Here is a 21,716-nt window from a genome sequence, read left to right as displayed (position 1 = left end):
CCCTTTTATACTGTACTTTTATCCTTATTGTACATGAGATTCATTAAAATACATAGTTCAAAAATCATTTTCCAGAGTAAATTATATCTTTACTTGCATATTCATTATATTGTTTTAAAATTATAGTTATTAACTATCTGGAGGTACAAAATGATGATTTATACTTTAGAAGCTATCTCAACAGGTAAAGTTGAAGATTTACCTTATAGTACTAAACGGCCAATGCGCTCAGCTTTAAATAAAAAGAAATTTGCCGGTAGCATGTGGCTATCAAAGACCGGATTCGTTGAAGATGAACAAGAATATAAAGGTCACGGTGGCCCTAATAAAGCGGTTTGTCTATACAGTAAGAAAAATTATTCACTGTGGGAACAAGATGTATCAGTACTTCCAGAATATGCGATGTTTGGCGAAAATATCACTGTCTCTGATTTGGACGAAAAAGATGTACACTTTGGAGACCAATTCAAATTAGGCGATGCAGTATTAGAAGTATCAGAGATTAGAGAGCCATGTTGGAAAATTCAAGAAAAGTACAAAATCCCTAATTTAATTAAGCGTATGTCCACCTCTGGAAAGACTGGTTTTTATTTTAGAGTTTTAAAAGAAGGTTATGTTCAAGAAAATTCAAATTTGGAGTTAGTTAAACAAGCCAATAACGAAACATTACTTTCAGTTTTTGACTTAAATCAAATCTATTATAGTGATAATAAAAATATTGAGCGTTTAACATATGCTTTAAAAAACCCATATTTAACAGAAGAAAGAATATCAAAACTAGAAAGATTTTTAACACGAGCTAAAAAAGCTAAAAAATAATTAAGGGAGCGGGCCAGAAATCAAATATAACATTTGATTTCTTACACTCGCTCCCTATTTCTGCTTTATAGATTAAGGTTAAATACCTTAATCTACCGATCTCGACTCATCGTAAACTATATCATTTCTCTGAAATTTTATATGATGTTTTAGAGTAATATGGCTGATTCGCCTCTAATATAGATGGTGCTTTATCTCCATATAAATTAATATCATTCGGAATACATTGTGTTTCTAAAGTGAAGCCAGAGTGCGCTTTGTAAATATTGAAGTCACTTTGCCAACCTGTTGTATCATTAAATGTGAATATAACAATATTAGGCATGTCTGTTTTAACAGTTAATAAGAAATGTTTGTTCTCAACTGTCATCTCATTGCCACCTATATCGAACGGATGATCCACACCACCAAAACGTTCCATTTGTTCTTTAACTATTGCATCTTCACTATTAAAAATATCCTTAAATTGGATGTTTTGTTCATTAAATATATCTACTAGGTCAATCGGGTCTTTCTTCTCTACAATATTATCTTCATCCAATGTATACATATCTAATTTAGAGCTTGAAATACTGTGATTATCAATAACATTATTGTCTCTATTAAGATTGAAGTATACATGATTCATTGGATTAAACAACGTTTTTTGATTAGATGTAGCTTTGTATTCAATCGTCCATTTATGGTCAACATCATATGTGTGAACGACTTCTAAATCTATATCTCCTGGAAAGTAGTCGTCTTCGCTTTTTAAAACCGTAGTAAAAATCACTTTAACTTGGCCAACTTGCTCTTCAATTTTATAATCAAAAAAGCGTTTATCTAAACCCTTTGGGCCTCCGTGAATATTGTGGGGACCGTTATTGGCTTCAAGATTGTATTTCTCACCATCTAGTTCAAATGTTGCATTTGCAATTCTACCACCGTATCTTCCAACAGTAGCACCAAAGTTATAAGGGTTTTCAATATAAAACTCATCAGCTTCAACTACATTACCTAGCACAATATTGTTATCGTCGTACTTCCATGAAACAATTCTGGCACCATAGTTTGTGAAAACTATTTTCGTGTCTTCATTATCAATTTTAATCAAATCAATACCATTACTTTGACTTTCTACTTTTGCAAACATCCTCAATTACTCCCTTTCAAACCCAACGCCGTTTGTTTAATAGCGATAGGTGTTGTCATGAATAAAACATCAATTTCAAATGCAAGCTAAAAATTGCAAAACTTGAGGGGCTCAAGTGTATTATTTGGCAATTTAAAGACTTCATTGTATATCGGACTATTACGAAAACAATAACTAAAATCGCTTATAGTCAAACTATACTGTTACATACACCTTAATCATTGCGATATTTGACTGTATGCCTTCTTTCATAATTCACGCTTCCCTCAACCATAAATTATGATTTAGACAATCGGTTAAATATAATAAGTTATCAATTGGTATGTATATAAAAATTTCATATCTATAATATAAGTCTCTTATATTGTAACAATTTATACAAATAATTAGCTATACTATTGTTGAATTTTATCAAACAATATTGAAAATTGTTATAGTTTTTTCTATTTTTCACTATTTTTTCATGTATTTTTGCTTATTTCAATGTTATCTGAGTTAAAGCTACTAGATAAGGATTAATAACCGATAAATAAATTTAAAAAGCTAGAACAACTTTATGCTCTAGCTTCTTATTTTAGTTATTAATTTTTTTATTGAAAATGCGTTTCATCGAACTCACAAAACCTTTATCAAAACTTAAGATTGTATCTTTATAACTACGTACTGCAATCCATAATAATACAAATATCGTTATGATTGACAAGCCTACACTAACCGCAATTTCCCATGTCGCAACATCTGGTGTAGATGCTCTAACAAACATAACAAACGGTGACATAAGCGGAATAAAACTAACAATTTTCACAAGCAATGTATCTGGATTCATCACACTAAATATTGAGATATAGAAAGCAATCATACTAACTAAAGTCATAGGCATTAATGCCTGATTAATATCTTCAATTCGTGACGTAATTGACCCAAGAATTGAGGCTAAAATTATATATGAAAAAATACCTATAATCAACGACACAAAACCTACAACAGCTAATTGAAGTGTGAGTTCATTGGGTTCTACTTTAAATCCTTGTAACATATCACTGATGTCAAATGTTAAGAAACATATCACACCTACTATTACAAAAATACTAATTTGCGTTAATGCTACTGCAATTACCCCCGCCATTTTTGCAAAGAGATGTGTTACCGGTGATACACTTGTGATAATCATTTCGATGACACGTGACGTTTTCTCAGTTGCAATTTCCATTGCAACTTGACTTGCGTAATTAAATATAATGAAGAACATGAGCATAATACCAAGATAAACGATTGCAGTATTAAAGCCTTTTTGCGCTTCACTTAGATTTGAACTTTTAGCATTATTAGCAATTACTTCTGAGGAGACATCACTTTGAGCTTGTAGTTGCTTTAGTTCTCCTTGAGATAAATCTAGACTATTAGCTACAAATTGAGTTTGAATCGTCGATAATGTTGCCTTTAATTTTTGTTTATCTTGCTCCGAAACAGTATCTTTACTTAAAATTTTACCTGATAACTTTTGGTTATCATTTAATTTAATGATATAAGCTTTATCTAATTTTTCGCTTTCCACTTGTGATCTGGCCTGTTTTTCAGATACTTTATTAAATTTCGCGCCTTCATCCAGTTGATTTCCCTGAGACTTAATAACTTTATAAATTTCATCATTAGACGATACAACCCCAACTTTATCAGGACCATCATCGAATAAATCAATAATTTTATTAATATTTGATACGCCGAGCATTAGAATTATCACTACAGCCGTGAATATTATAAATGATTTAGCTTTCACTTTATTTTTATAAGTTAGCGAAAATGTAGCCCAAAATTTACTCATGAATATCACCTACTTTTGCTATAAATATTTCATTAAGTGATGGTTCTACAACTTGGAAACGTTTAACAAAGCCATATCGTGTAACAACGTCGTAAATTTTTTCTGCAATCATTTCTGACTCAATGGTCGCTTTAATTTCTCGTTTATTTCTTTCTACATCTATCACCCCTGTAATAGCATCGATTTCAGGCATTGGATGTTCTGTCTCAATAACTACACGTTTATGGCCATGATTTGATTTCACCTCATCAATAGGTCCTGAAACAACAAGTTCACCTTTATTTAAAATACAGACTTTATCGCAAAGTTCTTCGACATGCTCCATACGATGTGAACTGTAAATAATTGTGGTTCCTTCATCATTTAAATCTTGCACTGCAGATTTCAGCAATTCCACATTTACAGGATCAAGCCCACTAAATGGCTCGTCTAAAATCAATAACTCCGGTTTGTGTAACATACTTGCTAAAAGTTGAATTTTTTGTTGATTTCCTTTTGAGAGAGATTCAATTTTCTTTTCTCTATTTTCTTTAATGTTAAAGCGATTTAACCAATAATCAATTGCTTCAGTAATATCTTTTGAGTTCATGCCTTTTAACGTAGCCAAATACCGCAATTCATCTTCCACTTTCATCTTAGGATGTAACCCACGTTCTTCAGGTAAATAACCAATACGATTATATAATGATCTATCAATCACTTTATCATTATATGTGATCGTTCCTTCTGTAATTGGCGTTAATCCTAGAATCATTCTAAAGGTTGTTGTTTTTCCTGCTCCGTTTCTACCTAAAAAACCTAACATCTTCCCTTTTTCTAACGAAAGTGAAATATCATTCACAGCAGTAAAATTTTTATATTTTTTCGTGACATGTTCAATAAGTAATGACATGACATACGAGCCCCTCTCTTTTGAAATTACTTTAGTCACATCATACCATTTATTCTATTACATATACATTTTAAATTTTAAATTTTATAAGACTATAACATTTATTTTCAGCAAAATATATCACCCAATAAAACTCACGATGTCCTTAGCTTTACATTAAATAATGTAAGCACTATCATAAAACTAAATAAGGACGTGATACTTATTGTTCACCAATAACAAATAGGAGGCATAGCAACATGACTTATAGTATCGGCATTGATTATGGCACCGCTTCAGGTAGAGTGTTTTTAGTGGATACGTCTAACGGGGAAATTATCTCTACCTATATAAAAGAATATGCACATGGCACTATCTCTGAATCTTTAAACGGTAAAGCTTTACCACACAACTATTTTTTACAACATGCTGAAGACTATACTTCAATTTTAGAAGAAGGCGTTAAACATGTATTAGATGATAGTAATATTAAACTAGATTCTGTTATTGGTATTGGCATTGATTTTACAAGTTGTACAATTGTGTTCTTAGATGAAGACTTCAAACCATTACATCTTAACCCTAAGTTAAAAGATAACCCACATGCTTATGTAAAATTATGGAAACATCACGGTGCACAAGATGAGGCAACCCAAATGAAAGAAGTCAGTGATGAAATAAATCCATCATGGTTGGATTATTATGGACATAGCGTTAACAGTGAATGGATGATACCAAAAATATTAGAAGTTAAACATAAAGCGCCCGAAATATTAAACCAAACTGCTTATATCATGGAAGCAGGCGATTACCTCGTAAGTTTGCTTACCGATAAAAACATGCGTTCTAATTGTGGTATTGGGTTTAAAGGCTTTTATAATGAAAATGATGGCTTTAATTATGATTTTTTTGAAGCTGTAGACCCAGAATTACCTGAAATTGTAAAAAACAAATGCGAAGCCCCTGTAGTACACATCGGCGAAAGCGCAGGTAATCTGAGTGAATATTATCAACAATTGTGGGGTCTCTCTGATAACGTTGAAATATCACCTTATATCATTGATGCTCATTCAGGTGTATTGGGTGTAGGTGCAATCGAACAAGGTGAATTTACGCCAGTAATTGGGACAAGTACTTGCCACCTTATGTTAGACCCTAAACAGCAACCTATTCCTGCGATAACTGGTTCTGTTAAAGATGCAATTATCCCTGGATTATATGCTTATGAAGCTGGACAAGCTGCCGTGGGTGATTTATTCAATTACGCTGCAGAACTTGCGCCAATAGCAATTGTAGAACAAGCTGAACAACATGGACTTTCTATTTTTGAATACTTAGAAAAGCTTGCTAGCGAAATAGCCATTGACGAGCAACATGTTACAGTGCTTGATTGGCATAACGGCAATCGTAGTATTTTGAGTGATAGTCATTTAACTGGAAGTATTTTTGGCTTAACATTACAAACACCTTATGAAATGATCTATCGTGCTCACATCGAATCAACTGCATTCGGTACTAAAATGATTATGCAACAATTCGAAAATAATAATATCCCCGTACACACGGTATACGCTGCTGGTGGCATTCCAATTAAGAGCGATCTCTTAGTTAATATTTATGCAAACGTACTTAATAAGGAAATTGTAGTCATTGATTCAAGCAACGCTACTGCCTTAGGTGCTGCAATGTTAGGCGCAAACGTAGGTGGTGCATATGAATCATTAAAAGAAACTGTACAACAAATGAAGCAACCTATATATTATCGTAAACAACCAGAACCAGAAAAAGTAAAACAATATGAACGACTATTCCAAAGATATATGTCATTACATGATTTATTAGGTAAAACACATCCCAACCTTTCTTATATTGATTAGTGATTTTAGTATTATATAAACAAACATAGGAGTCTGAGACATCAATTGATATCTCAGACTCCTATGTTGATTTCTATAGTCAAATACATAACGAACTAGACTTTAATATTTAAAGTCATCTTGTTTGTTTTCTTGCTTTTTACTTTCATCAACTGACTCAACATCATATTTAAATTGTTGTGAGTGACGGTCATCATTTTGAAAAGCCTCAGTATTAAATGAATTTGAATGATTACTTTGTGTATGGTCTGAAGATTGAATATGTTGCCCATATTTATGACTACTGCCATATTTATTGGTCTTTCTTTCACTATCTAAACATGCAATAACAATCATATAAATACCTAATCCTAGATTAAGCAAGCCAAAGACAATAAGAATAATACTAGTTAATATATTAGTTTCATTCGGATCATTTTGCTCAATAACAAAATTAACCACATTTGCAATCAATGAGATCCCGAAATATACTAATGGCATGATCATTGTCCTACCTGTATCATGGAACCTTCTTATTAGTATCGCCCAGTTTGGAATAAACGTAACTATAGAATAAATACCAGCATAGATGATACTTAACAGAAATAAAAGCATTCTTAGCCCCAGTGCAGAATCCGTAGACTCAGTAGCTCCTCTAGAACCATCAAAAATCATAAGGAAAGCTGAAATTCCACTTGTAAAGCCTATTACAATTGCAGGTGACAAGAATATAATATGCCATAATACTATAAACCAATATTCACTTCTACGGGACCGACCAGTAAAGTTAACATAGTTTTTCCAATATAATTTAAGCGCTTGTCCAAAACCTATTTTCCTCTCCATAATCTCCCTCTTTTCATTTTCATTTGTTTAAGATAAGATTTATTTTGTACCAGATTTTAATAGGTCATATGTAAAAACCCTACTAACCTTATCATAAAATAGTGTAACAAAATATAACCTTAGTAGTAACACAATTTTACAAATTTTAAAAAAATATAGAAAAAAATTTAAATTTACAAACTATATATTGGAGGGCAATTTATGGATTTTATACAACGAGATACTGTTACAATTGCCAAAGACTTATTAGGGGTGCGTGTCATCTATCACGATGAATTACAAACTTATACTGGCTATATAGTAGAAACAGAGGCCTATGTAGGCAAAAAAGATCGTGCAGCACATGGATTTAATGGCAAGCGAACGCCCAAAGTTGAATCATTATATAAAATGGGTGGCACCATATACGCGCACGTTATGCATACACACTTGCTTATTAATTTTGTAACCCAATTAGACGGTCAACCTGAAGGTGTATTAATCAGAGCAATAGAGCCTGAAGAAGGTATCGAGGCGATGTCACACAATCGAGGCAAATTAGGGTTTGACTTAACAAACGGTCCCGGAAAATGGACTAAAGCATTTAATATCCCAAGACATCTAGATGGCTCTAAAATCAGTGAAGGCCGTTTACAAATAGATACTAAAAATAGAAAATATCCTAAAATAATTGAATCAAGTGGCCGTATAGGAATACCCAATAAAGGTGAATGGACAAATAAACCTTTACGTTTTACTGTGCAAGGCAATCCATATGTTTCTAGAATGCGAAAATCTGATATGAAGCACCCTGATGTAACTTGGCGTAATTAATACTGGCAGTAATAACTTTGCCTTTATATATAATAAGAGGTTGAGACATATAATCGTCTCAACCTCTTATTATTTGCTAAACAAATGTCATAGTGACTCGTTAGTTATCTAGCTAAAGTTTTATAATTTATTTTTTTTATCACGATCTAACAACCCAAATTGAATTGTTATTATAGTACAAATCACAAATATTACTGGATAAAATGAATATTTTAATACCTCTAAGTAAGATACATCACCATACTGTTCTACCATTAACATACCACTATCATGCGGTAAGACCATTAATGCACAACAAGCAAATATATCTAATAAACTTGCCATACGTTTTGGAGGAACTTTGTATTCATCCCCAATTTCTTTTGCAATTGGTGCAGAAATAATAATTGCTAATGTGTTATGCGATAATGCTGCAGAGAGCACACCTGACATTAAACTGATTACATATTCTGCACTTTTACGCCCTTTAGCTTTCGCTTTCATTGCTTTAATAATCCAATCTATACCACCATAATAACGAATTAAAGCAACAAGTCCTGAAACTAAAAAGGCTACTAAAAAGATGTTAAACATACTTTCCATACCATCACCGATAGCTCTTGTGAACTGGAATATACCTAATTGGCCTTGTACGATACCTAATAAGCCTGCCATAACAATTCCAATAATAAGCACAAGAATGACATCTAAACCAGCTATTGCAGCAATTAATACAAATAAGTAAGGTAAAATGTTGATAAAATTATAACTTAAGTCCCCATCCACTTTACCTGTACCACCAACAACAGCGTAGAAAACAGCTGTAATTACGGCAGCAGGTAATGCAATAAGGACATTCATTTTGAATTTATCTCTCATCTTAGCTCCAACACCATTAGTTGCAGCAATTGTAGTATCAGAAATTATAGATAAGTTATCACCAAAGTAAGCTCCGGCTATAACAGCTGCACCAGCTGCTGCAACACTCAAATCAGCGGCTTGTGCTACTGCAACACCTACTGGTATAAAAGCTGCTTGTGCACCAGTTGAAGTACCTAATGTTAATGCTGCAAAACCACTCATAATAAATATTCCAGGAATAAGTAAACTTGGTGGAATAACAGAAAGTCCCATATTCACCATAGCTGTTTTACCGCCCATTTCAGATGTAACAGTCGAAAATGCACCCGCAAGCAGTAGAATTAGCCCTAAATTTACTATGCCTGAATTACCTGCATGTTCAGTAAATATTTGTACTTTTTTAGTAAAGGCTGTTTTTCTATCATAACAAGTCCAAGCTATAACAATACCTATTAATATTGCGACATGACGTGGTAATTGATCAAAGGCGTCTTCTTTGCCCAGAATGGTAAAAGTAATACCTACGCCTATATATAACACTAAAAATATTGCCAAAGGCAATAGCGCTAAGGCGCCATATTGTTTTTCACTTCGCATAGTTTGTTCCATAAATGAACTCCTTATTACCTAGGGATTTTATATGATATATATGGTAAATCAAAAAAGAGATAATGTCATTTTATATACATTATCTCCACTTTCAACATTTACTATTTAATCGTCACATCACCTGTATCTGTTATAATTTTAATTAAATTTTCACCGTTGCCAATTTTTTTATTTTTTAATTTACTATTTTCAATATTTAAATTTCCAATATCACTACTAAAGTCTATTATTGTGTTCTTAGGTTGTAGTTTTCCATAATCCAACACAATATCTCCCGTATCTGTATCAATATTTGTAGGTTTATCTATAGGCATGTCTTCTATCGTTAACTGTCCAGTATCCGTTTCAAATTCCCCTTGGTTATACATCGTCTTCTCTAATAATATACTAGCAACATCGCTAGAAGCCTTCAGTTTATTATACTTAGAATTGTTAATTGTTAGCTCACCAACATCAGAATATACATTTGCTTCCTCTGCTTCAATATTGTTTAAATCGATTGAACCATTACTTAAATCAAGCTTCATACCTTCCAAACGCTTAGGTACAGTCACAACAACGTCATTCTTTTTAATTTCTAAAAATGACAAATTAATATTAGATGTCTGCTTATTATCTGTAAGTTTTAATTCACCTTTACTTATCTGAGCATTGATTTTAGTCTGTTCATTTGAACCTTCAGAAGTTACCTTAAATTTATCTCCATGTTTTACTTTGAGATTACTATGCTCAAAATTAACTTTTAGTGCTTTAATATCACTTTCTTCATAGGATTTATTAAAGTTTGTTGTTACATCCTTTGCTTTCTCTTGTTCAATTTTAAATTGTTTAATTGCCCCTAGTGCACAAACTACTGTAATAATCAATCCAATTATAAAAATAAATACTAATACTTTTCTCATTTAGTAGCACTCCCCTTTACTACTTTAATATTCCATTTCAAATATTTAACGCATAAAATGTAAAAACCTTTTGTAATCAAGTACGTTATAACAAATAATATAAGACCTAAACCAAACAAGACACCTGTCGTATATACTTCAAGTAACATTATCTCTTGAAATCCTGCTATAGCACCTTTGACTAATAATGCAATAGGTGTAAATATGAAACTAAGCGTTGTTACAATTAATGACAATACAATACTTAGAATGATTACAAAAGGGATTAAGATAACGAAAAAATTGAGTATACTTAGACCCATTACTGATAAAATCGCATGACTCACATCACCAATATTCTTACTTTGTTCAGCCTTTTCTATCGCTGCATTTGCATTTAATTCTTTTGCTAATTGCTGTGGATCACCTAGTTCTTCTGAAATTTGATTTTCAGTCTTCCCTTCTTCCATTCCACTATAAAAGTGCGTGTCGTATTCATTTATAATATCTTGACGTTCATTGTCATCTAAATGCTTTAAATGTTTATGCAATATTTTAAGATACTCTGTTCTACGCATTAACGTCACTCTCCTTAATAAATTGATGCACGGCTGCTGAAAATGCTTCCCATTCATCTAACAATAAATTTAATCGTTCATTACCTTGATTAGTCATTTTATAATATTTTCTTGCTGGTCCTTCTGTCGAAGGTTGGTAGTAAGTAGTTAATTCCCCACTTTTAACTAATCTTCTGAGTAATGGGTAAACCGTTCCTTCAGCAATAGTCATATACCTTGATATGTTTTGAACAAGTGAATAACCATACTGATCATCCTTTTTAACTATGAGTAAAACGATAAGTTCTAATGCACCCTTTTTAAATTGGCTATTCATTAATGTCCTCCTTATATTTTAAATCAGTACTATACATTACACAGTAGCTTCGAATAAAATATAACACACACTACTATACATTACAAGGTACTGAGTTATACTTTATTAATTTCGATTTAATCAACCCCATACTTAAAGTTTTTATTCGATAAAATCATTTTACTTTGATTTTTAATTAAATTTTTCGATTATCATTTCTATGACTATCATTCTAATTTTCAAAAATGTATAATCGAAATTACGGGTTTTGTAAGCGTTCACTTTTGGGCGTTTATATATGATTAACTTATGTGTTTTGTATATTATTATTAAGGGAGGAATGAACATGCTAGAGTTAGATGCTATTACTACGTTAGCCCTAGCAAGTGTATTATATCTTGTAGGTATCTTTATTATTAATCATGTTAGTATTTTAAAAAGATTATGTATACCTGCACCAGTCATTGGTGGTTTACTCTTTGCTATCATTGTAGCAATTCTAGAAACAACAGGTTTATTAACTATAAAGTTAGATTCTGACTTTATTCAAGATTTCTTTATGCTTGCATTTTTTACAACGATTGGACTAGGAGCGTCATTTAAACTTCTTCGTTTAGGTGGTAAAGTCTTAATATTATATTTTATTTTTTGTGGCGTTCTAGCATTCTTTCAAAATATCATTGGCGTATCATTGGCAAAATTATTAAATATACCGCCTTTATTAGGTTTAACTGCCGGTTCTATGTCAATGGAAGGCGGACATGGTAATGCAGCTGCCTATGGTAAAACTGTACAGGACCTAGGTATTGATTCTGCAGTAACAGCAGCTCTAGCGGCGGCAACCTTAGGTTTAGTTGCTGGTGGTTTAATAGGAGGTCCTGTTGTAAAATTTTTAATTAATAAATATAACTTAAAACCTGAAAACGCTGAAGAAACGATGAAAGATTATAGTGATGTAACCGCTAATCAATATCTACATAAGCGTATGGCACCAACTACTATATTTCTAATGCAATTTGCAATTGTTGCCATTTGTATGGCTATCGGTTCATATTTAGGGACTCAATTTTCTGATTTAACAGGTATAAATATCCCTATATATGTAGGTGCAATGTTTATTGCAGTTATTATACGTAATATATCTGAATACAGTCATTTAAATATTATTGATATGAAACTCATCAACAGTATTAGTGACGTCTCACTTAGTCTCTTTTTATCTATTGCGTTAATGAGTATTCAACTAACTGAAATTTATCAATTAGCAATCCCATTAATCATTATTGTATTGATTCAAGTTGTATTTATTGTCTTATTCTCTGTACTGGTTTTATTCCGAGGATTGGGTAAAGATTATGATGCAGCAGTTATGATTGGTGGATTTATTGGACACGGACTTGGTGCAACGCCAAATGCTATGGCTAACTTAGATGTCATAACAAAGAAATATGGCGCATCTCCAAAAGCATATTTAGTTGTACCAATTGTAGGTGCCTTTTTAATTGATTTACTAGGTGTGCCTATAGTTACAACTTTCATTAATATTTTTAGCTAAATCCATATGAATTCAATCAATCATTTCGTGACTTTAATACGTGTGAAACTCGTTTAACCGAATAAGTCATTTAAAAACAAGGCCGGAACAGTTATGAATAAACTGCGCCGGCCTCGTTTTAATTTGGTTTCATAATATTTACTGTTTTATAGCATTGTCTTTTTTTATTTAATATCTAAGCCTCTTTGTTCAATCCATGATTGTAGTTTTGGACTAAATATCATTTGTGCATGTTGTAAATCTTTGATCGATTTTGCATCAAGCATCGTCATAATTTTTTTCATGTGCTCCGTAAATTGTTCTGTATAATTAAGTGTTTCAGTGATACCATAATTTTCAACATGATTTAAAAACGGACGTGACATGCCTACTGCACTAGCACCAAGAGCAAGACATTTCACAGCATCTAACGGCGTTCTTACACCACCACTTGCCAAAATATCCATATCTTGTTGATATGCCGTACTTTCTAATAAAGACTCTACAGTTGTTTGACCCCATAAGCCTAAATAATCCATATCTTTATATGTACGTCTTTCATTTTCAATATCGACGAAATTAGTACCGCCTCTACCACTGACATCTACGTACTTAATTCCGATTTCGTTAAGACTTTTAATTGTTTCTTTACTCATACCAAAGCCAACTTCTTTAACTATAACCGGCACATCTACGCGTGCTACAATTTGCGCTAAATTCTCCATCCAGGTAGAAAAAGTTCTATTACCTTCTGGCATCACTAATTCTTGTGGCGCATTAACATGAACTTGTAAAGCTTGAGCATCAAGTAATTTCACTGATTCTATGGCTTTATCTACAGGTACATCTGCCCCCACGTTACTAAAAATGATACCTTCTGGATTTGTTTCACGTACGATACTAAATGAAGAAGCCATCTTGCTGTTTCTTAATGCTGCATGCGTTGAACCGACAGCCATCGCAATTCCAGTCTCACGTGCGATAACAGCTAATTTTTCATTAATTTGTTTCGTCCATTCACTACCACCAGTCATCGCATTAATATACAATGGTTGATTTAACGTAAAGTCTGTTAAATCACTCGTTAAATCAACATCATCAACATCAATATTAGGAATAGAATGATGTACAAACCTTATTTCATCAAAATCTGAAATTGTTGCATCTTGCTGTGCCATTGCTATTTCTACGTGTTCGTTTTTACGTTGTTCTCTTTTTATATCGCTCATTTTCCGCTCCTACTTTCAACACATTTTTATATTAAATTCATTATATCGAACTATTCTTATATTGCTATAACCTATTAAAACCATTTTTCTTTTTTAAAGTAGACTATACAGCCAATACTTATCGCTAACATAATTGTTAAGACGATATAATAGCCATAATGCCATTTTAGTTCAGGCATATTTGTAAAATTCATGCCGTATATACCTGTAATCAATGTCAAAGGTAGAAAAACCACCGATACCAGAGTCAGTATTTGCATTATACTATTCATTTTAAATGAGTTATATGACGAATAATTATCTTTAATTTCATCAGTCATCTCTTGAGACATTTTCAAAATATTTTGTTGTTTTATAATATGATCTTCTATATGTTGAATATACATATGATTCTTCTCATCTACAAGTAATAGACCACTTTCTTTAATGTTATCAACTAATTCTTGAATTGGATAAACAATGCGCTTCATTTTTATAATATTCGACCTTATTTTAAATACTTCTTCCATAATGATCTTAACGGAAACGTCCTTGAGTTGGTAATCCTCAAATTCGTATACTTTATCTTCAATTTCATAAATCAAATCAAAGTAACTATCCACCATTTTATCTATGATGTGCAACGCAACATCAGATGTATGCAACCCCTTTTGATTCTCTTCCCTTAACACTTGGGTAAGGTTATTTAAAATTGAAAAAGGCTGATGATGATACGTAATCAGCACTTTATCTTTTATAAATAAATTCAACGCTTTGTCACCACTGTTATTAGTATCGATACTATGTAATACGATATATTGGTAACTATCGTATGATTTATATTTTGCCCTAGGTGTCCCATTAACTGTATCATCGATTTCAAGTTTATTAAAGTTAAAATACGACTTAAAAATCTCGTTTTCTGGTACTGATGGGTTGTAAAAATCATACCAAACGAATATTGCTGATTCAGGTACATCATTAAAGCATGAAGCTTGCGTTAATGCTTGGCCAGGAACTTGATATTTAATTGTAATTGGCATATTGCCCCTCCCTAAATCATTTACTTTATTTTACCATGAAACCGTTCAAGTGTAAGTTTATGTTATTTTTAGTAAACTAACATTGTAGACAAGCAAAACTTGTTACCATTTGATTATTAACTTTCGACTACCAAGGAGTGTTTTCATGCAAAACCCATTTACTATTAATCACTACGTCACACAAGATATGATTGATCACAACAATCATGTTCATGATGCACAATATAATATTGTTTTCAGTGATGCCATCAACCAGTTTAATTATCAAAAGGGATTATCTTTAGAGGAACGTGAAACATTAAACTATACTCTCTTTACTGTTGAAGAACAAACGGCTTATTTATCTGAATTAGTAGAAAATGATGAATACCGAATTACTATTTATTTATACGACTATAATGAGAAAAGTGTGCACTTCTTCTCTATCATGACAAAATCAGATGGTACAATTGTTGCAACTAATGAAGCTTTGATGTTAGGTATCAATCGCAAAACTAAAAAAACATCCCCATTCCCTGCACAATATGCGAATGAAATTATTTCCTATTACGACAATCAACAACTCATAGAATGGCCAAAGCAATTGGGCCATCGTATAGGAATTTCTAGATAAGGAGTTGAGAAATACATGACAAAGAACATCCATACAAGTATTGAATTACATTTATACGATTTATTTGACCACACTAAATTTGAACTTAGCGAACTTAATCAAAGTAAGCGCCTTGTAATCAATGGACCTGATAGTCAATTGATTAAACGAGGCTTAGATATTAGTCATTTACAAGGCCAAAAAAGAGCTATTGATCATATTGACACCATTTTGAAGTCTTATCCAGATGAACAGGATCTCATTTCTAATTTTAATGAGTTTGCAACTAAGGTTTTAAATGATTATGACATTTCCTCACAGAAATTTAAAATGCTCGAACAACCGCCTACTGATTACGAGGAGATATTGGCTCATCATTATACTTTAATGGGTCAAAAATGCATCATCGATTCTATTAATACGACAATCCTAAATAAATAACCCTATTTTGCTTTTTATAGAAATCACACTGCCAATGAAGTTGTCTTTATTGGCAGTTGTTTTATTCTTTATTAGGTTAAATATAAATCAAATAGATTTCTAGTAACTACTAACTGTTGTTATATAATACATACACATTAATATTTATGATGGTTATTCATAAAAAACAGGATGGGAAATCTAGTCAACTTTGATTTCCCATCCTGTCTGCTAAAGTGAATCACTTTAAAATACTAAAAAATATGACATTTCTCACTCATTAATCGTTCCAACAATTTGTTTAATTACTTTATGAGATTCTCTAATTGGTAGTAATGGAAAAGCATGAACCATACGTTTATACTCATAAAAGTGAATTTCTTGTTGTGCTGAAGCTAAAATTTCAGTAAATTTCAGCATATCTGGCAGATAAATTTCATAAGTACCCCCAAACATAAAAATTGGTGGTAAATCCATCAAATTACCGTTTATAGGAGAGAGTCTTGCATCATTTAATGGTAAATTGTTGGACCAACGGTTCAATATTTTCTGAACACCATCTTGATTTACAAGTACATCTTTTCGATTTAATGCTTCATTAATTTCTGGATTATTTAATTGTGCATCTAATAAAGGAGAAAATAAATATAGTTTTTTAGGCATCGGTTGTCCTTGCTCTTGTAACTGTTGAACTAGACTAAGCGCTAAAGCACCACCCGTGCCGTCGCCCATAATGATAATATCTTTGCTATCAACTTCTTTTAATAATTCGTTATACACTTTAAAAACAGCATTAAACGTATCATCAATATTATATTTTGGTGCTTTTGGATAGATAGGCATAACAACTTCATATAAAGTACTTAATGCAAGTTTATCCATGTATCTCCAATGAAAAGCTGACGGTTGTAAAGTATTATAACCACCATGAATATATAAAATCTTTTTTTCTTTACTATGTCTAAACCTGAATCTAAAAACTTGTAAATCATCTAATGTTTGCTTATCTAAATCAGATTTAACATTTAATGTTTCTGGCTGTTTGTGTTTTTTATCATTAATCTTTTCACGATTTTCCATGAATTTCTCAAAATCTTGGTCTGTATTGAAAATAATAGACCTATGAGGTAACAAGTATTTATTTATAAATTTAGTTGTTAGTCTTGATTTCATTCCATAATCCATCCAATCTATATTTATTGTGCTATCATTCAATATTCTTTGTTTTATTTATTAAAAAAAATAAATGTTATGGTAAAATTAATATAATGACCAAAAAATCATAGTCATAATATAATGTGAGTAACTTAAAAACTAACAATTTCATTATTAGTATATTTAAAAGTCGAGTTAGTAATACTTAAAATGTATCAGTTATTAAACATTATAACAAAACAAAAGTCACAAAATAAATAAATGCTAGCAATACGCAGTGAAAGGAGTACTTATGGCCGATAAGCACAAACAATTCAAAGACTTTGAACACACCTTAACTAGTGAACCTATGCAACGTGGTTCACAATATGAAAAAAAGAAAAGATCGTGGGTTAGTATTATTATTAATATTATCGTTTTAATATTAATAGCGATAACTGGCTATAGTATGTTTAAAGAACCTATTTTCAATTTAGTTTTTGTTCAAGAATCAATTAATTTCCATCAACTTACTAATTTCCAAGATTCAATTAATGATTTTTCGAACCTCAACATTAATATTGAAAGTATTGATGATCTTCAAATAAGTATAGATCGATTGATATTAGTCTTTTACGTTTTCTTTATTGCTTGTATCGTTAGTTTATTTTTAACTATTTTTACGCTCGTGTTTAATAGAACCGCATTAAAGATTGTAAATTTACTTGTAATTGCTATTATGTTGGTTATTACTTTTGGGTTTTCATACCTTATTAAAAATATTGCAACCCGTATTGCTGATTCAATGACTCAATACTACGTTTCAGTCAAACCCTCACAAATCTTAACCGAAGCAGATGCCCTCCATAATGCGTTTATATTACTGGGCTGTAGTATTGCTCTGATTTTAATTAGTTTATTTTTTAGAAATCGTAAAACTTATAAAAATATAAGTTAATACTAATAGATATATTTATGAAGATACATAAAATCACACGAAATCTTGGATATGTCATTAAGTTGTAACTTATAAGAACTACAAAATTTTATAACATTAAAGAAAACGTCAATTTCTATATTATTTCAATAGAAATTGACGTTTATTTTTACCTAGAAGAGAATATATTCTAGGTTCTGTATTTAATGTGGTTTAACTTGCCTGTTTTAATGAGACCTTACTTTTCATTTGAAATGTAATGTGCTTTACCTTTTAAGAATAAACTTAAGATAAATGCAAGTGCACTTAGTACTGTGGCAATTAAGAATGCACTATTCACACCATTAATTGAAGCAAGTTTTTGTACAAATTCTAATATTTGTGAAGTTGCCATTTGCTCTCCACCCATTGATTGTGCCATTTCTTGTAAACGATCTTTTAAAAATGGACTTGTTTTATCTAGATCTTGTGCGTAACCAGCAGCGTATTGTGTAGTTTGTGTTGACATTACTGTGACTAATAGCGCTGTACCAATTGAACCTGCCAATTGTCTTAAAGTATTAGATAAAGCATTACCATGTGAAATCAGCCTTTGTGGTAATGAATTCATACCTGCCGTCATAATCGGCATCATAATAAAACTCATACCAAACGAACGAATAATGTATATTAACATTAAATGTCCATACGTGGTATTCATATTTAATTTTGTCAATTCCCATGTTGCGTAAGTCATGATACCAGTACCTACTAAAGCTAATGGTTTAATACCAATTGTATCTAACAATTTACCTGCAACAGGACCCATAATACCCATAATTAATGCACCTGGTAGTAATAATAAACCAGATTGTATTGGTGTAAAGCCTCTTAAGTTTTGTAGATATAACGGTAATAAAATCATACCTCCGAATAAGCTCATTGTTACAATCATATTAATTACTGTAGTTAAAGTAAATCCAGAGTATTTTAATACTTCCATACTTAACATTGGTACACGCATTGTGAGCTCTCTAATTACAAAGGCAATAATAAAGATAAATCCTACAATTAATGAAATCACTACTATAGGTGAACTCCATGTATTATTACCAGCTTCACTGAATCCGTATAATAATGCACCAAAACCGATTGTACTGAAGATAATACCTGGTATATCTGCTTTTGGATTGGTTGTAACTTGATAAACTCTAAACCAAATATATGAAATTGCTAGTGAAACTAATCCAATAATGAACATGCCATAAAACATAACATTCCAATGGTAGTTCTCAACGATATAACCTGATAAAGTAGGACCTATTGCTGGTGCTAGAATCATCGCTATACCAAGTGTACCCATTGCAGCGCCACGTCTTTCGGGAGGGAAAATAGTCATAAATACATTCGTACCTAAAGGCATAAGTATACCAGCGCCAATCGCTTGTAATACACGTCCTGCCATCATTATTGTGAATGACCCTGACATACCACAGACTAGAGAACCAATTGTAAATAGCGTCATAGCTACTAAAAATAGTTTTCTATAAGAATATTTGTTAAATAAATAAGCACTAATCGGAATTAAAATACCATTTACTAACATAAACCCTGTCATTAACCACTGACCCGTATTCGCAGAAATATTAAAATCTGTGTTAATCTTTGGCAAGGCAACGTTTAATAACGTTTGATTCAAGATTGCTATAAACATACCGAATATCATTGCTATTAGCACTTTACCTTGTGAAGTTCCTTTACCAAACATAAAGGAACTATGCTTTTCTTTTAATTTTTCGTTTACTTTTGCTTCTTCAGAATTTGGATTGATATTTTCATGATCAGCATCTGTTGTCTCATCTGAGTTATCAATTGATTGATCCATTTCTTCACTACTTAAAGTATTGTTATCTTCCAAATTCTCTTCTGTTGCTGTTTCTGACTCCATAGTTGATTCGTTAGAACCTTCTTTGTCACTTATATTAAATTTAGATTGATAATTTTCATCAGAAGCGTTATCTTCTTGCTTCATTTGTTCCATTTGTCTTTTTGATTGTTTTTTCTTACTCTTTGCCATAAAAAGATTAATCAATCCAACAAAAATGAGCGCTATGACTACGTAAATAATAATGAAGGTCATTGTCATTTATAGACCCCCCTTAATTTTTATGAATTTTAACTTCAGCGTTCATTCCTGGAACAACGTTTTTAGATGGTTTTGAATCAAGTGAGATTTTCACAGGTACTACTTGAGAAACTTTAGTATAGTTACCATCAGTATTTGATGAAGGCATCATTGAAAAGCTTGAAGCTGTAGCTTTACCAATTTCTTCAACTTTACCTTTAAGTTCAGCTTTTTCGCCGTCAAGTTTTACATCTACATCTTTACCTTCTTCAACATCTGAAATGTCTTTTTCATCAACATTTGCAGTAATATAAGAATCATCTAAATTATAAGCATAAGCAATTGGAGATCCTGCTTGCGCGATTGAACCTTCCATGCCATCAGTTTTTACGATTGTTCCATCTTGTGGCATTTTAATATCCATGTTTTGTGATTGGCCATCTTCACCTTTAGCTGCGATTTCAGCAACTTTGTCGCCTTTACTTAATTTTTCGTTGTTTTTAACATCAAATGATTTGATTTCGCCTGATGCTGGCGCAGATACTTTAATTTGCTCTCCGTCAACTTTGGCATTCTCTGTACTTACAAATCCTGTAGCTTGATTATAAAAGTGGAAACCGACTACACCAATAATCACAAGAACTACAATGGTAATGATGTTAATTAATACCATTTTTTTCATTACTCTTTCCTCCTATTTGCTTTTAAAATTCACTTTATATATTATAGATACATGTACAATAAAAAAACACCAACACTTATATAAAATGTGTTGGGTTTGCATCCACCGTGTTTTTGAAGGAGTAAAAATGAGACAAAGAGCAAAAGATAAAATAATCAAAAGTATGATTTTACTATTAGAAGAACACCCTTTTGAAAACATCACGATAAAAATGTTATGTGCGTATAGTGGTATAAATAGAACGACATTTTATGATTACTTTGTAGATAAATATGATCTTTTATCTACAATACAAATGTATCACCTACAAAAATATTCAAAGTTATTAACTTCATTATATGACAGCCAAAATAAAGAAGAAGTAAATCATTATAAACTATATAAATTTTTCAAAAGTATTTTAACTTATATTGAACGACATTATGGCTTCTTTCACGCGATATTTGTTTCACACCCTAACCGTGATTTATTTTCCGATTATGTAACACTTACTAGAGAAACATATACAAAAATCATTGTAGACTATACAAATGTAAAAAAGAAAAAGCAATTTGTTACTTATGCACTGGGCGGACAAATCGGTATTGTCTATTTATGGATACGTGAAGGCTGTCCTGAATCAGCAGATGATCTTGCTCAAATTCTTCTTGCAAATGTAATTAAATTAAGACGTTGATAAACACATTTATATTGCTATTAA

At 31.7% G+C, this 21,716-nt stretch carries 21 protein-coding genes; 8 read left to right on the top strand and 13 right to left on the bottom strand.

Annotation, left to right across the window (positions count from 1 at the left end; genetic code table 11):
• The first annotated feature begins 153 nt into the window (after positions 1–153).
• Entirely contained in the window at positions 154–819 is a 666-nt protein-coding gene (locus tag LG295_RS03495; RefSeq protein WP_107557773.1) for an MOSC domain-containing protein, read from the top strand.
• A 121-nt stretch (positions 820–940) separates the two neighbouring features.
• Here the strand turns inward: LG295_RS03495 and LG295_RS03490 are convergent, their stop codons facing one another.
• The 3 genes from LG295_RS03490 to LG295_RS03480 form a co-directional block, all read right to left on the bottom strand.
• The gene (locus LG295_RS03490; RefSeq protein ID WP_107557727.1) at positions 941–1,951 is read right to left on the bottom strand and encodes an aldose epimerase family protein; all 1,011 of its coding nucleotides are present in this window, start codon (positions 1,949–1,951) and stop codon (positions 941–943) included.
• Between the two features lie 574 nt (positions 1,952–2,525).
• Complete coding sequence (locus LG295_RS03485; protein WP_107530376.1) at positions 2,526–3,773, bottom strand: ABC transporter permease; 1,248 nt, start codon at positions 3,771–3,773, stop codon at positions 2,526–2,528.
• Positions 3,766–4,665 carry an ABC transporter ATP-binding protein gene (locus LG295_RS03480; protein ID WP_107557728.1) on the bottom strand — a complete coding sequence of 300 codons (900 nt, stop codon included), beginning with the start codon at positions 4,663–4,665 and terminating at the stop codon, positions 3,766–3,768. The genes LG295_RS03485 and LG295_RS03480 overlap by 8 nt, the downstream gene beginning before the upstream one ends.
• Positions 4,666–4,904: 239 nt before the next feature.
• On the opposite strand from LG295_RS03480, the gene LG295_RS03475 reads away from it, so the two are divergent.
• Positions 4,905–6,521, top strand: coding sequence for a ribulokinase (locus tag LG295_RS03475; protein ID WP_325999343.1), 1,617 nt, complete (start codon positions 4,905–4,907; stop codon positions 6,519–6,521).
• Positions 6,522–6,623: 102 nt separating this feature from the next.
• Here LG295_RS03475 and LG295_RS03470 read toward each other — a convergent pair whose 3' ends face one another.
• Positions 6,624–7,346 (bottom strand): DUF805 domain-containing protein, encoded by a 723-nt coding sequence (locus LG295_RS03470; protein WP_107557729.1) that lies wholly within the window; start codon positions 7,344–7,346, stop codon positions 6,624–6,626.
• A gap of 201 nt (positions 7,347–7,547) precedes the next feature.
• Here LG295_RS03470 and LG295_RS03465 point away from each other — a divergent pair, with 201 nt between their 5' ends.
• Positions 7,548–8,159: a DNA-3-methyladenine glycosylase gene (locus LG295_RS03465; RefSeq protein WP_107557730.1), complete on the top strand. Its 612-nt coding sequence runs from the start codon at positions 7,548–7,550 to the stop codon at positions 8,157–8,159.
• Between the two features lie 120 nt (positions 8,160–8,279).
• Here LG295_RS03465 and LG295_RS03460 read toward each other — a convergent pair whose 3' ends face one another.
• From LG295_RS03460 to LG295_RS03445, 4 genes are all read right to left on the bottom strand, one after another.
• Positions 8,280–9,608 carry a Na+/H+ antiporter NhaC family protein gene (locus LG295_RS03460; protein WP_107530387.1) on the bottom strand — a complete coding sequence of 443 codons (1,329 nt, stop codon included), beginning with the start codon at positions 9,606–9,608 and terminating at the stop codon, positions 8,280–8,282.
• Positions 9,609–9,709: 101 nt separating this feature from the next.
• Positions 9,710–10,510: a DUF4097 family beta strand repeat-containing protein gene (locus tag LG295_RS03455; protein WP_107530389.1), complete on the bottom strand. Its 801-nt coding sequence runs from the start codon at positions 10,508–10,510 to the stop codon at positions 9,710–9,712.
• Positions 10,507–11,067, bottom strand: coding sequence for an HAAS signaling domain-containing protein (locus LG295_RS03450; RefSeq protein WP_107557731.1), 561 nt, complete (start codon positions 11,065–11,067; stop codon positions 10,507–10,509). The genes LG295_RS03455 and LG295_RS03450 overlap by 4 nt, the downstream gene beginning before the upstream one ends.
• Complete coding sequence (locus tag LG295_RS03445; protein WP_107530394.1) at positions 11,060–11,383, bottom strand: PadR family transcriptional regulator; 324 nt, start codon at positions 11,381–11,383, stop codon at positions 11,060–11,062. The genes LG295_RS03450 and LG295_RS03445 overlap by 8 nt, the downstream gene beginning before the upstream one ends.
• A gap of 325 nt (positions 11,384–11,708) precedes the next feature.
• On the opposite strand from LG295_RS03445, the gene gltS reads away from it, so the two are divergent.
• Entirely contained in the window at positions 11,709–12,917 is a 1,209-nt protein-coding gene (gene gltS, locus LG295_RS03440; RefSeq protein WP_107557732.1) for a sodium/glutamate symporter, read from the top strand.
• Between the two features lie 164 nt (positions 12,918–13,081).
• On the opposite strand, the gene fni is transcribed toward gltS, so the two are convergent.
• Together fni and corA are read right to left on the bottom strand one after the other, a co-directional pair.
• The gene (fni, locus tag LG295_RS03435) at positions 13,082–14,125 is read right to left on the bottom strand and encodes a type 2 isopentenyl-diphosphate Delta-isomerase (RefSeq protein ID WP_107530398.1); all 1,044 of its coding nucleotides are present in this window, start codon (positions 14,123–14,125) and stop codon (positions 13,082–13,084) included.
• A 74-nt stretch (positions 14,126–14,199) separates the two neighbouring features.
• The gene (gene corA / locus LG295_RS03430; RefSeq protein WP_107530401.1) at positions 14,200–15,147 is read right to left on the bottom strand and encodes a magnesium/cobalt transporter CorA; all 948 of its coding nucleotides are present in this window, start codon (positions 15,145–15,147) and stop codon (positions 14,200–14,202) included.
• A gap of 145 nt (positions 15,148–15,292) precedes the next feature.
• Here corA and LG295_RS03425 point away from each other — a divergent pair, with 145 nt between their 5' ends.
• Positions 15,293–15,760 (top strand): thioesterase family protein, encoded by a 468-nt coding sequence (locus LG295_RS03425; protein ID WP_318832680.1) that lies wholly within the window; start codon positions 15,293–15,295, stop codon positions 15,758–15,760.
• Positions 15,761–15,775: 15 nt separating this feature from the next.
• Entirely contained in the window at positions 15,776–16,180 is a 405-nt protein-coding gene (locus tag LG295_RS03420) for a hypothetical protein (RefSeq protein ID WP_107557735.1), read from the top strand.
• Between the two features lie 252 nt (positions 16,181–16,432).
• Here the strand turns inward: LG295_RS03420 and LG295_RS03415 are convergent, their stop codons facing one another.
• Complete coding sequence (locus LG295_RS03415) at positions 16,433–17,332, bottom strand: alpha/beta hydrolase (RefSeq protein WP_325999346.1); 900 nt, start codon at positions 17,330–17,332, stop codon at positions 16,433–16,435.
• A gap of 274 nt (positions 17,333–17,606) precedes the next feature.
• Here LG295_RS03415 and LG295_RS03410 point away from each other — a divergent pair, with 274 nt between their 5' ends.
• A complete protein-coding gene (locus LG295_RS03410) occupies positions 17,607–18,251 on the top strand; it encodes a hypothetical protein (RefSeq protein ID WP_107557737.1) in 645 nt (214 codons plus the stop codon).
• A gap of 217 nt (positions 18,252–18,468) precedes the next feature.
• On the opposite strand, the gene LG295_RS03405 is transcribed toward LG295_RS03410, so the two are convergent.
• Together LG295_RS03405 and LG295_RS03400 are read right to left on the bottom strand one after the other, a co-directional pair.
• Positions 18,469–20,355, bottom strand: a complete 1,887-nt coding sequence (locus LG295_RS03405) for a DHA2 family efflux MFS transporter permease subunit (RefSeq protein ID WP_107530412.1) — start codon at positions 20,353–20,355, stop codon at positions 18,469–18,471.
• Between the two features lie 13 nt (positions 20,356–20,368).
• On the bottom strand, positions 20,369–21,016 hold the full coding sequence (locus LG295_RS03400) for an HlyD family secretion protein (protein ID WP_107530415.1): 648 nt from the start codon (positions 21,014–21,016) through the stop codon (positions 20,369–20,371).
• Positions 21,017–21,143: 127 nt separating this feature from the next.
• Here LG295_RS03400 and LG295_RS03395 point away from each other — a divergent pair, with 127 nt between their 5' ends.
• Positions 21,144–21,692, top strand: a complete 549-nt coding sequence (locus tag LG295_RS03395) for a TetR/AcrR family transcriptional regulator (protein WP_107557738.1) — start codon at positions 21,144–21,146, stop codon at positions 21,690–21,692.
• The last annotated feature ends 24 nt before the right edge of the window (positions 21,693–21,716 follow it).

The sequence above is a fragment of the Staphylococcus pseudoxylosus genome (genome assembly GCF_044794325.1).
GTDB lineage: Bacteria > Bacillota > Bacilli > Staphylococcales > Staphylococcaceae > Staphylococcus > Staphylococcus pseudoxylosus.
This window is presented reverse-complemented; position numbering and strand designations above follow the sequence as displayed.